This is a genomic window from Streptomyces agglomeratus (assembly GCF_001746415.1).
Lineage (GTDB): Bacteria > Actinomycetota > Actinomycetes > Streptomycetales > Streptomycetaceae > Streptomyces > Streptomyces agglomeratus.
Window position 1 is genome coordinate 4,826,088 of the sequence record NZ_MEHJ01000001.1, and the last position, 11,413, is coordinate 4,837,500.

General features: G+C 72.1%; 11 protein-coding genes (1 of these 11 running past the window's edge). 8 read left to right on the forward strand and 3 right to left on the reverse strand.

The window, feature by feature from the left end; genetic code table 11:
• Nucleotides 1–79 precede the first annotated feature (79 nt).
• On the reverse strand, nt 80–550 hold the full coding sequence (locus AS594_RS21025; protein WP_069928511.1) for a metallopeptidase family protein: 471 nt from the start codon (nt 548–550) through the stop codon (nt 80–82).
• Between the two features lie 270 nt (nt 551–820).
• On the opposite strand from AS594_RS21025, the gene AS594_RS21030 reads away from it, so the two are divergent.
• From AS594_RS21030 to AS594_RS21055, 6 genes are all read left to right on the forward strand, one after another.
• Complete coding sequence (locus AS594_RS21030) at nt 821–1,243, forward strand: DUF3499 domain-containing protein (RefSeq protein WP_069928512.1); 423 nt, start codon at nt 821–823, stop codon at nt 1,241–1,243.
• 66 nt (nt 1,244–1,309) lie between these two features.
• The gene (locus AS594_RS21035; RefSeq protein ID WP_069928513.1) at nt 1,310–2,698 is read left to right on the forward strand and encodes a phosphomannomutase/phosphoglucomutase; all 1,389 of its coding nucleotides are present in this window, start codon (nt 1,310–1,312) and stop codon (nt 2,696–2,698) included.
• Between the two features lie 457 nt (nt 2,699–3,155).
• Nucleotides 3,156–3,338 carry a Trm112 family protein gene (locus AS594_RS21040; RefSeq protein ID WP_069930660.1) on the forward strand — a complete coding sequence of 61 codons (183 nt, stop codon included), beginning with the start codon at nt 3,156–3,158 and terminating at the stop codon, nt 3,336–3,338.
• Between the two features lie 136 nt (nt 3,339–3,474).
• On the forward strand, nt 3,475–4,602 hold the full coding sequence (locus AS594_RS21045; RefSeq protein ID WP_069928514.1) for an SIS domain-containing protein: 1,128 nt from the start codon (nt 3,475–3,477) through the stop codon (nt 4,600–4,602).
• A gap of 201 nt (nt 4,603–4,803) precedes the next feature.
• Nucleotides 4,804–5,970: a mannose-6-phosphate isomerase, class I gene (gene manA, locus AS594_RS21050; protein ID WP_069928515.1), complete on the forward strand. Its 1,167-nt coding sequence runs from the start codon at nt 4,804–4,806 to the stop codon at nt 5,968–5,970.
• A gap of 97 nt (nt 5,971–6,067) precedes the next feature.
• Nucleotides 6,068–7,036 carry a cation diffusion facilitator family transporter gene (locus AS594_RS21055; protein WP_069928516.1) on the forward strand — a complete coding sequence of 323 codons (969 nt, stop codon included), beginning with the start codon at nt 6,068–6,070 and terminating at the stop codon, nt 7,034–7,036.
• A gap of 89 nt (nt 7,037–7,125) precedes the next feature.
• Here AS594_RS21055 and lepB read toward each other — a convergent pair whose 3' ends face one another.
• Nucleotides 7,126–7,833 (reverse strand): signal peptidase I, encoded by a 708-nt coding sequence (gene lepB, locus AS594_RS21060; protein ID WP_079144485.1) that lies wholly within the window; start codon nt 7,831–7,833, stop codon nt 7,126–7,128.
• 396 nt (nt 7,834–8,229) lie between these two features.
• On the opposite strand from lepB, the gene ahcY reads away from it, so the two are divergent.
• Together ahcY and AS594_RS21070 are read left to right on the forward strand one after the other, a co-directional pair.
• Nucleotides 8,230–9,687: an adenosylhomocysteinase gene (gene ahcY, locus AS594_RS21065; RefSeq protein ID WP_069928517.1), complete on the forward strand. Its 1,458-nt coding sequence runs from the start codon at nt 8,230–8,232 to the stop codon at nt 9,685–9,687.
• A 101-nt stretch (nt 9,688–9,788) separates the two neighbouring features.
• Nucleotides 9,789–10,403: a hypothetical protein gene (locus tag AS594_RS21070; RefSeq protein WP_069935217.1), complete on the forward strand. Its 615-nt coding sequence runs from the start codon at nt 9,789–9,791 to the stop codon at nt 10,401–10,403.
• Between the two features lie 256 nt (nt 10,404–10,659).
• Here the strand turns inward: AS594_RS21070 and AS594_RS21075 are convergent, their stop codons facing one another.
• Nucleotides 10,660–11,413, reverse strand: the 3' portion of a protein-coding gene (locus AS594_RS21075) for an RDD family protein (protein ID WP_069935218.1). 266 nt of this gene lie beyond the right edge of the window; 754 of the gene's 1,020 nt are visible here — the last part of the coding sequence; the start codon falls outside the window, past its right edge — the gene reads right to left on this strand; the stop codon is at nt 10,660–10,662.

Below are 11,413 nucleotides of genomic sequence, written 5' to 3' on the forward strand. Positions count from 1 at the left end.
GCAGCCTGTTTCCTCCAGCCCGTTCCGCCAGTCCGTTCCGGCGCCCGTTCCGGCGGCCCGGTCCGTCGATCCCGGTCCGTCAGTCCCGCCCCTCCCCGTCTCCGTACCGCGGATCGACCGACTCGGGGGACAGCCCGAGCAGTTCCGCGACCTGCTCCACGACGATCTCGTGCACGAACATGGCGCGCTCGTCCCGGCTCTTGGTCCTGATCTCGACGGGCCTCCGGTAGATGACGATGCGCGCCGGATGACTGCTCGTCGCGGCGATCATCCCGCCGAGAGGTACGGACCCGGTGGCCCAGCCGTCGGAATCGTCGCCGCCGCCCCCCGCGGGCGGCACGTCGAGTACCAGGAAGTCGACCTCGGCGAGCTGCGGCCACCGCCGTTCCAGGCGCTCCACGGAGTCCTGCACGAGGTCGCCGAAAGCGGCGGCCCTGCTGGTCGAGAGGGGAACCTGGGGCGGGGCCACCGGGCCGCGCATGCCGCGCCCGTGGCGGTCGCGCCGCCGGGGCCCCGGGCCGGTGGGGAGGGGGGGTACGGGACTGTCCATCACTGACGCAGGGTAGCCCTCATCGGGGTGGTGGGAACGCGCCGGAGGGGCCCCTGACGGCATGTCGCATATTGAGCATTCCAGCCAAGGTTGGGCTCGTTTTCACGCCCGTACGCGACCGTCGATCACGCATCGCTTGACGGCATTTGCCCCAAGTGGCGACTGGTCACGACCCCGTCACCGCCTGTGCGCACGGCTCTCGGCGCAGGTCAGGGCAGTTGCGCAAGGGGCCACTGGGGCGAAGCGAGAGTCGCGACACGGTGGAGTGACGTGGGGGAGAGTCGTCGCGGCCCGCTCAAGAGTGCGGTACCGTCCAACGTCGTGAGCCCTGTACGTCGCTGTTCGCGCACTGCGTGCGGCCGCCCTGCCGTCGCGACACTGACGTACGTCTACGCGGACTCGACCGCAGTCCTCGGCCCGCTCGCCACCTATGCCGAGCCCCACTGTTACGACCTGTGCGCCGAGCACTCGGATCGGCTGACCGCGCCGCGCGGCTGGGAGGTCCTGCGGCTCGTCGACGGCTCCGCGCCTTCCCACCCGAGCGGTGACGACCTCGAAGCGCTCGCCAACGCCGTGCGCGAGGCCGCCAGGCCGCACGAGCGCGCGGCGGAAGCGGTCCACGCCCGCACCGCTGATCCCATGGAGGTCGCGCGCCGCGGCCATCTGCGCGTCCTGCGCTCTCCGGACTCCTGAAGCCGGGGCACTAGCCCGTACGGGTAGCCTCAGGGCGACATAAATGGACTTCAGGGAGGGCTGGCCGTGGCTGCTGACCAGGCTGATCGCGCCGATCTGTCGCAGATCGTCAAGGCGTACGACGTGCGCGGAGTGGTCCCCGACCAGTGGGACGAGTCTCTGGCCGAGCTGTTCGGAGCCGCCTTCGCGCAGGTGACGCGGGCGGACGCCATCGTCACCGGCCACGACATGCGGCCCTCGTCGCCCGGGCTCGCGCGGGCGTTCGCACGCGGGGCGGCGGCGCGCGGTGTGGATGTCACGGAGATCGGCCTCTGCTCGACCGACCAGCTGTACTTCGCCTCCGGGAGCCTCGGGCTGCCGGGCGCGATGTTCACCGCGTCGCACAACCCCGCGCAGTACAACGGCATCAAGATGTGCCGGGCGGGAGCGGCGCCGGTGGGCCAGGACACGGGCCTCGCGGAGATCCGCGCACTGGTGGAGGAGTGGTCGGCGAATCCGCCGGCGCCGGCAGCGTCAGTACCGACGACCGGAACGATCACTCAGCGGGACACGTTGACGGACTACGCGGCCCACCTCCTCTCCCTGGTCGACCTGTCGTCGATGCGTCCCCTCAAGGTCGTGGTGGACGCGGGCAACGGCATGGGCGGCCACACCGTCCCCACCGTCTTCGCGTCGCTCCCCCTGACACTGGTCCCGCTCTACTTCGAGCTGGACGGCACGTTCCCGAACCACGAGGCCAACCCGCTCGACCCGAAGAACCTCGTCGATCTCCAGGCGAAGGTCCGCGAGACCGGAGCCGACCTCGGTCTGGCCTTCGACGGTGACGCGGACCGCTGCTTCGTCGTGGACGAGCGGGGCGAGGGCATCTCGCCGTCCGCGATCACGGCGCTGGTCGCGGCACGCGAACTGGCGCGCCACGGGGGCGAGGGCGCGGTCATCCACAACCTGATCACGTCGTGGTCGGTCCCCGAGGTCGTACGGGAGAACGGCGGCACCCCGGTCCGCACCCGCGTCGGCCACTCGTTCATCAAGGAGGAGATGGCCCGTACCGGCGCGATCTTCGGCGGCGAGCACTCGGCGCACTACTACTTCCGGGACTTCTGGAACGCGGACACGGGCATGCTGGCCGCCCTCCACGTGCTGGCGGCCCTGGGGGAGCAGGCCGGCACCCTCTCCGACCTGGTGGCGGAGTACGACCGCTACACGGGGTCCGGCGAGATCAACTCGACGGTGGACGACCAGGCGGCCCGCATGGCGGCGGTCAAGGCGGAGTACGCCGGGCGAGACGGGATCACCATCGACGAACTGGACGGCCTGACGGTCACGTCCGCCGACTGGTGGTTCAACCTCCGCCCGTCGAACACCGAGCCCTTGCTGCGTCTGAACGTGGAGGCGAGGGACGAGCTCACGATGACGCGCACGAGGGACGCGGCCCTGGCGCTGATCCGCACGTAGAAACCGGGCCGGGGGCCCGCCGGAGGGCCGGGACCCGGCGACGCCGGCACGCGCGAGCTGCTCCGGCGAGGCCCGACCGAGCCGGGATGCGCGTCACGAGCCGGCCCCGACGCGCACCCCTTGCCCCCCAGTTCGGGAAGGGGCGGGTAGGGGAAGCCCCGCGCAGCGGCCCCACAACGCCCGCACCGATCCACCCCCGACCCGACCGCCCCCGGCACTGCCCACGCCGAGCCCGGCCCCACCCGGCGGTCCCACGCTCCGCGCAGCGGACCCGCCCGGCCCGGCCGCGCCCGCAGTTCGCCCCGGCGGCGAGCCCGCCCGGGGCACCGATCCCACGCCGCGCGAAACGCGGCGAGGAACACCCGCCCCCGCCACCCCGCGCCGCCCCCCACCCGGCGGTAGGCTGAGCTGGCCCAATCCGTACCGCCGTATCCGCATGTTCGAAGGGACCCACCCCATGCCGCTCGAAGCCGGCCTTCTGGAGATCCTCGCCTGCCCCGCCTGCCGCGCGCCCCTCAGCGACGCGTCCACCGCGGACACGCCTGAGCTGATCTGCACCAGCAAGGACTGCGGCCTGGCCTACCCGGTACGGGACGGCATCCCGGTGCTCCTCGTCGACGAGGCCCGCCGCCCCGCCTGACACGGCCGGCCCGCGCGACGGGCCGCCCGCCGGCCCGGCCCGCACGCCCCGCCCGCACGCGCCCCCCGCTCCACCCCACCACCCCGCGCAGCGCCCCACCACGGGGCCGCGCGCCCGGCGATCGGAGGCCCGCACCATGCTCGACGAGTCGTTGCTCGACGACCCGGAGTCCCTGGCCCGAGCCGACCGCCGCGGCCTGCTGCGCGGCGCCGCCGAGGCAGGCGCCCGCGTACGGACCGCCGCCCGGCACGCAACGGAGGCCGGCCTCGCCGAGATCAAACCGGAGGGCCGCCCCCGCGCCGTACTGATCGCCGGCCCCGGCACCGCCGCGAACGGCGTGGCCGACCTGCTCGCCGCGCTCGCCGGCGCCGCCTGCCCCGTCACCCGGCTCCACTCCACCGGCGTCGCCCCCGCCGCAGGCGCCCTGCGCTGGGCGCTCCCCGGCTGGGCGGGCTCCGTCGACCTGCTCCTGCTCGTCACCCCCGACGGCGCCGAACCGGGCCTCGCGGTCCTCGCGGAGCAGGCGTACCGCCGCGGCTGCACGGTCGTGGCCGTGGCTCCGCAGCGTTCGCCGCTGAGCGAGTCCGTCAACGGGGTGCACGGTCTCGTCGTACCGATGGCGACAGCCCCGTACGAGGAGTACGACGAGGGCACCGCCACCGGCCCCGGCGCGCTCTGGGCGCTCCTCACCCCCCTTCTTGTCCTCTTCGACCGCCTCGGCCTGATCACCGCGCCCCCGGACACCCTGCGGCTCGTCGCCGACCGCCTCGACCGCACCGCGCAACGCTGCGGGCCGGCCCTCGCGATGTACAGCAATCCGGCCAAGACCCTCGCGTCCGAGCTCGCCGACTCGCTGCCGCTCATCTGGACTGAGGGCGCGTACGCCGGACCCGTCGGCCGGCGGTTCGCCGCCGTACTCGCCGAACTGGCCGGCAGGCCCGCGCTGTCCGCCGAGCTTCCGGAGGCCCTCCCCTCCCACGGCGTCCTGCTCTCGGGAGCGTTCGCCGCCGGCGCCGACCCCGACGACTTCTTCCGCGACCGCGTGAACGAAGCCCAGGCACTGCACGCCCGCGTGGTGCTCCTCCGGGACAGGCCGACCGGTGGAATGACCGCCGCGCCCGCCGCCCGCGAACTCGCGCTGAGCCACGACACGGCCATCAGCGAGATCGAACCGGAGGACGGCAGCGAGCTGGAGAACCTCGCAGAGATGCTCGCCATCACGGATTTCGCCGCCGTTTACCTGGCGCTCGCTTCCGCAGGGTGATCATGACTACCAGCACCAGCACCAGCACCAGCACCAGCACCAGCACCAGCACCAGCACCAGCACCAGCACCTGACCGCGCCGGGTCGCGCCGGGCCGCACCCGACGACCCCCCGCACGGCGCCACCCACAGCGGAGCGCGGCACCACCACCGCACGCGGCACCCACCGAACGCAAGCGTCACCACACCCAGGGGAAGCCCCATGGACCGCCTCTCGAACACCGTGCGCCCCTACGCGTGGGGCTCCACGACAGCCATCCCGGCCCTCCTGGGCACTGCCCCCACCGGCGAGCCCCAGGCCGAGATGTGGATGGGCGCCCACCCCGGCGGCCCCTCCAGGATCGACCGCGGCGCAGGCGAACAGACCCTCTCGGCAGTCATCGAAGCCGCCCCCGAAGCCGAACTGGGCGAGGCCGCCGTACGAAAGTTCGGACCCCGCCTTCCCTTCCTCCTCAAGATCCTCGCCGCCGGCGCCCCCCTGTCCCTCCAGGTCCACCCCGACCTGGCCCAGGCGAAAGAGGGGTACGCCGCCGAGGAGAGCGCCGGCGTCCCGGTCGACGCCCCGCACCGCAACTACAAGGACGCCAACCACAAGCCCGAACTGATCTGCGCCCTCACCCCCTTCGAGGGCCTCTGCGGCTTCCGCGCCCCCGCCGAGTCGGCCGACGTACTCGCCGGACTCGACGTCGACTCCCTCAAGCCGTACGTCGACCTCCTGCACGCCCACCCCGAAGAGGCCGCCCTGCGTGAGATCCTCACCGCCGTGCTGGCGGCGGACCGCGCCGAGATGGCCGAGACCGTGACGTCCGCCGCGGCCGCAGCGGCCCGCCTGGGCGGCGCGTACGCCCCGTACGCGGTGCTCGCGCACCACTACCCAGGCGACCCCGGCGTCATCGCCGCCATGCTGTTGAACTACGTACGGCTCCAGCCCGGTGAGGCCCTCTTCCTAGGCGCCGGCGTCCCGCACGCCTACCTCGGCGGTCTCGGCGTCGAAATCATGGCGAACTCGGACAACGTCCTGCGCTGCGGCCTGACGCCGAAGCACGTGGACGTCCCCGAGCTGCTCCGTATCGTCCGCTTCGAGGCCCGCGACCCCGGCATCCTGCGGCCCGAGGCGTCGTCCTCCACCGGTGAAGAGCTGTACGACACCCCGATCGACGAGTTCCGGCTCTCGCGCTACGTCCTGGCACCGGGCGCCGCGCCCCGCACCCTCCCGTCCGCCACTCCACAGATCCTGCTCTGCACCGCGGGCGAGGTCCGCGCCGGCGAAACCACCCTCACTCCAGGCCAGTCGGTCTTCGTACCGGCAGGCGAATCAGCCCAATTGTCCGGTACGGGCACACTCTTCCGCGCCACAGTGGTCGCCTGACGTACCGTCCGCACAGGCCGCCGCGACAAGCTGCAACAATGTGCGGCCGTACGGCGGCGCCAGGGCCGCGGCACCTAGGAAGGGACATCCGGCACCCATGAGTGCGTCAGGCGGAACCAAGGCGATCGTGGCGGCACTCGCCGCCAACCTCGCGATCGCAGTAGCCAAGTTCGTGGCGTTCCTCTTCAGTGGCTCGTCCTCGATGCTCGCGGAGAGCGTGCACTCGCTCGCCGACTCGGGCAACCAGGGCCTGCTGCTGCTCGGCGGAAAGAAGGCCAAGCGCGAGGCGACCCCCCAACACCCCTTCGGTTACGGGCGCGAGCGCTACATCTACGCCTTCCTGGTCTCCATCGTGCTCTTCTCGGTCGGTGGCATGTTCGCCATCTACGAGGGCTACGAGAAGATCAAGCACCCGCACGAGATCGAGGCGTGGTACTGGCCGGTCGGCGTCCTCGTCTTCGCGATCATCGCGGAGTCGTTCTCCTTCCGTACGGCGATCGTCGAGTCCAACCAGACGCGCGGCAACCTGTCCTGGAAGGACTTCATCCGCCGCGCAAAGGCCCCCGAGCTGCCCGTCGTCCTCCTGGAGGACCTCGGCGCGCTGGTCGGTCTGATCCTGGCGCTCGTCGGCGTCAGCCTCGCGATCGCCACCGGCGACGGCATCTGGGACGGCATCGGCACCCTGTGCATCGGCATCCTGTTGATCATCATCGCGATCGTCCTGGCCGCCGAGACCAAGTCGCTCCTCCTCGGCGAGGCGGCGGGCACGGAGGACGTGGACAAGATCCAGGCCGCGCTCGTCGACGGCGAAACGGTCACCCGCGTCATCCACATGCGCACGCTGCACCTCGGCCCGGAGGAGCTGCTGGTCGCCGCCAAGATCGCGGTCCGGCACGACGAGACCGCCACCGAGGTCGCCCACGCGATCAACGCCGCGGAGGACCGCATCCGCGCGGCCGTCCCGATCGCCCGGGTGATCTACCTGGAGCCGGACATCTACAGCGAGGCGGCGGCCGCGGCGGGCGAGAACCCGGCCACCACGCCGGGCGGCCCGTCCGCACACTGACGCCGGTACGCCGGTAACGCCCGTACGACGTGACGCCCGTACGACGTGACGAAGGCCCCCGCCGATCCGGCGGGGGCCTTCGCGCGATGTCACCTCACCGGAGGCGGCGGCACCGCGCCCCAAGCCGCCGGCGCCGGCGCCGGAACCGCTCTCCGGCGGCCCACCACCAGCGAAGCCACCCCGAGCCCCGCACCAACGAGGAACAGCACGACGCCGGCGAACCCGCCCGCGACGAGCAGTACCGGAGCCGTCCAGTCGTCGAGGACCCGGGCGCGCACGGCACTCACAGCGACCGTGCCGGACTGCTCGGAGAGGAAGTAACGGGAGTCGCGCGAATTCCCCCGGTTGTCGCCGAGCAGAAACATCCGGCCCTCGGGCACCGTCACGTCGAACGACGTCATGCCGTCGCCCGGCTCGCCGTCCCTGACGTACGGCTCGCGGAGCGGCCGCCCGTTCAGGGTCAACGTGTCGTCCCCGCGCCGATAGGCCACCCGGTCGCCGCCCAGCGCCACGGCGCGCTGCAAGGAGAGCCCGTCAGGCACCCGCTCCGGAATCGAGGCGAGGATCACGTCGCCGCGCCGGACGTCATCGCCGCCGATCTCCTCGGTGACGATCGTGTCGCCCTGCCGGTACGTCGGGTCCATGCTCCCGCTGCCCACCTCGGACGCCTGGTGCCCGCCCCGTCCCACCACCAGCCCCACCGTCACGAGCACGGCCCCGGTCAGCAGCAGCACGACCGCCGCGACCCCGAGCCCTCTCCCAGGGCGCCGCCCGCCCGCCACTGCCACCCGCCGCATGCTGCCCCCACCCTCGCGCCCGTATGTGCTCGCACATGCTAAGGATCACAATCGGTCAACGGGGCAGGAGGTCCCGTTACGAGAAGGCCGCCCTCGTCACCGGCCACCGCACGTTCCGAACCCGGCACGTTCCGAACCCGGCACGTTCCGAACCCGGCCGTCATCCGGCTTTCGGCCACAGCCTGACCAGGGGGGCTGGGGACCACTGGGCCGATCGGTGTAGATTCGTGACCTAGCCAGACGTCGCTGCTGATGGCGGTCGGGCGGTCCAGTGGGCCGGCCGAGGGAGAGAGGGCCTCCGACGGACTGCGCTGCGAGCGCCCGGGCACTCGTATGCCCGCCGCCCGCAGAGTCAGCCGTACCCACCTCGACCCACAGCCACGAGGAGCAGCCCGCATGACGACTGTCGCAACCGGCCAGGACTTCAAGGTCGCAGACCTCTCCCTCGCCGCCTTCGGCCGCAAGGAGATCACGCTCGCCGAGCACGAGATGCCCGGCCTGATGTCGATCCGCAAGGAGTACGCGGCCACCCAGCCGCTCGCCGGCGCCCGCATCACCGGCTCCCTGCACATGACCGTGCAGACGGCCGTTCTCATCGAGACGCTGGTCGCCCTCGGTGCGGAGGTCCGCTGGGCCTCCTGCAACATCTTCTCGACTCAGGACCACGCCGCGGCGGCCATCGCGGTCGGCCCGAACGGCACCCCCGACGCCCCCGCCGGCGTCCCGGTCTTCGCCTGGAAGGGCGAGACCCTGGAGGAGTACTGGTGGTGCACGGAGCAGGCCCTGACCTGGCCGAACACGCCCACCGGCGGCCCGAACATGATCCTCGACGACGGTGGTGACGCCACCCTCCTCGTCCACAAGGGCGTCGAGTTCGAGAAGGCCGGCGCGGCTCCGGACCCCTCCACCGCGGACAGCGAGGAGTACGCGCACATCCTCACGCTCCTCAACCGCACCCTCGGCGAGAGCCCGCAGAAGTGGACCCAGCTGGCCTCCGAGATCCGCGGCGTCACCGAGGAGACCACCACCGGCGTCCACCGCCTGTACGAGATGCACCGCGACGGCACCCTCCTCTTCCCGGCGATCAACGTGAACGACGCCGTCACCAAGTCGAAGTTCGACAACAAGTACGGCTGCCGCCACTCCCTGATCGACGGCATCAACCGCGCCACCGACGTGCTGATCGGCGGCAAGGTCGCCGTCGTCTGCGGTTACGGCGACGTGGGCAAGGGCTGCGCCGAGTCGCTGCGCGGCCAGGGCGCCCGCGTGATCGTCACCGAGATCGACCCGATCTGCGCGCTCCAGGCAGCCATGGACGGCTACCAGGTGACGACGCTCGACGACGTGGTCTCCACGGCCGACATCTTCATCACCACGACCGGCAACAAGGACATCATCATGGCCGCGGACATGGCCAAGATGAAGCACCAGGCCATCGTCGGCAACATCGGTCACTTCGACAACGAGATCGACATGGCCGGCCTCGCCGCCGTACCCGGCATCGTCAAGGACGAGGTCAAGCCGCAGGTCCACACGTGGAAGTTCCCCGACGGCAAGGTCATCATCGTCCTGTCCGAGGGCCGCCTCCTGAACCTGGGCAACGCGACGGGCCACCCCTCGTTCGTGATGTCCAACTCCTTCGCGGACCAGACCCTGGCCCAGATCGAGCTGTTCACCAAGCCCGAGGAGTACCCGACCGACGTCTACGTGCTGCCCAAGCACCTCGACGAGAAGGTCGCCCGCCTCCACCTCGACGCCCTCGGCGTCAAGCTCACGACCCTCCGCCCCGAGCAGGCCGCCTACATCGGCGTCCAGGTCGAGGGCCCGTTCAAGTCCGACCACTACCGCTACTGAGCCACCCGCTCAGCACCCAGCAGCAGTAGCTGTCAGGCAGGCCCCCGCACCCCCGTGCCGGGGGCCTGCCCCATGTCGGACCCGAAGAACCGGACAGACCCATGCCCCGAGGCCGATACTCACTCCACGATCCGCACGACCACACCCCCCTCGGCGAAGAACACTTCCACTGCGCCCCCGGCCCCTCCGGCTGGCGTTACGTCTCGCAGATCACCACCCCCTCCGGCGACCACGCCGGCTCCGTCGACCTGGCCATCGACGATCTCGGCCGCCCCATCCGCCTGGAACTGCACGCCTCGAGCTGGCAGGTCCGCGGTGCGGCCATCGACGGCGTCACCTGGGTCCGTACCGACCCGACCGGCACCCACGCCACCGAAGGCAACGTCCCCGCCCACACCTTCACCGGCACATCCCCCGCATTCCTCGTCGCCGCGACCCGTCTCCTGCGCCTCACCCCCGGTTCCCGCGCCACTCGCATCCGCCTCGTCGCCTTCACCGACCCGGTCCTGGCTCCCCGCACGATCGACCAGTCCTGGGCCTTGCTGAAGAGTGAAGCGCACGCCACTGACAACGGCCCCCTGATGGTGGACGAATACCAGGTCAACGCCCTGGACACCGGGGAGCAACACCACATCCACATCGCCGGCGACGTGGTCCTGGCGGCCCCCGGCCTGGAACTGGAGCACCTGGAAACCCCACCCTCGACCTTCCTCTGACCCCACCTCACCGGACGCCCGATGCGGGTCTGGTGCCCGAGCAGGGGCGAGGCGCTGCGAAGGAGCGCCCGCGCGGTGGCCACCGGTCTCCGTCCCCACCGCTACGGTCGGGTGGCCGGTCCGGGCAAGGGCCCGTTCGCCGTGAGGAACAGCCCGCGTCGCCGTCACCGCTCAGCCCGTCCGGCGTCAGAGGAACGCGTTCCGGGGGCACAGCCCCAGTTTCAGCAGGGGAGCCGAATACGGGAAAGGGAAGCCGCTAAGCAGGCGGCGCGAACCCGGTCCGGGACGACGATCCCCCCGCTTCGGCCCCCGCCCCAGCCCGAACCCCACCCTGCCCCGGAGCCGCACCCGAAGGAGCCGCACCCGCACCCGGAGCCGGGGGAGCCGCACCCGAAGGAGCCGCACCCGCACCCGGAGCCGGGGGAGCCGCACCCGGAGCCGCAGCCGGGGGAGCCGCACCCCCACCAATCACCCCAGCATCACCAGCAGCCCCGGCCCCCGAAGCCACACCCGCACCAAACGCCCCCGCGCCCCCGAACCCCCGCCGCACATCCCGCCCCTGCCGCTCGTTCACCACAGCCGCGAGATACGCCGCCGCCGGCACCTCCCGCGGCGCGGGCGCCCCCGTACGCGCCGCCAGGTCCCCGGCCAGCCGCTCAGCCATGGCCGCACCCACCTGCGGGTCCAGCTGCCCCATCCGCGTCAGGTACTGGCGTATCGCCAGCCAGAGCCCATCCGGCACCCCGGACAGATCGAGTCCCGCGAACCGCCCCACGAGCCACGGTGGTGGAGGCGGCACCGCCCCCACCCGCCCCGCGGCCACCCGTTCCCGTACGACGAGAGTCCCCGCGAACACGTCGCCGAGGCGCCGCCCCCGCTCGGACACGAGCGAGGCGATGCACGCGACGACCCCGAAGGTCATCAAGATCTCCACGCCCCCCACCGCGCCCCGCACCAGCGCATGCCGGAACCGGATCGGCCCACCGTCGTCCCGCACCACCCGCAGGCCG

Excerpts from the sequence above, each read along its gene's own strand:
- AS594_RS21055 (WP_069928516.1), top strand. The coding sequence starts at position 6,068 with ATGAGTGCGTCAGGCGGAACCAAGGCGATCGTGGCGGCACTCGCCGCC.
- AS594_RS21045 (WP_069928514.1), top strand. The coding sequence starts at position 3,475 with ATGCTCGACGAGTCGTTGCTCGACGACCCGGAGTCCCTGGCCCGAGCC.
- AS594_RS21070 (WP_069935217.1), top strand. The coding sequence starts at position 9,789 with ATGCCCCGAGGCCGATACTCACTCCACGATCCGCACGACCACACCCCC.
- lepB (WP_079144485.1), bottom strand. The coding sequence starts at position 7,833 with ATGCGGCGGGTGGCAGTGGCGGGCGGGCGGCGCCCTGGGAGAGGGCTC.
- AS594_RS21025 (WP_069928511.1), bottom strand. The coding sequence starts at position 550 with ATGGACAGTCCCGTACCCCCCCTCCCCACCGGCCCGGGGCCCCGGCGG.
- manA (WP_069928515.1), top strand. The coding sequence starts at position 4,804 with ATGGACCGCCTCTCGAACACCGTGCGCCCCTACGCGTGGGGCTCCACG.
- AS594_RS21040 (WP_069930660.1), top strand. The coding sequence starts at position 3,156 with ATGCCGCTCGAAGCCGGCCTTCTGGAGATCCTCGCCTGCCCCGCCTGC.
- ahcY (WP_069928517.1), top strand. The coding sequence starts at position 8,230 with ATGACGACTGTCGCAACCGGCCAGGACTTCAAGGTCGCAGACCTCTCC.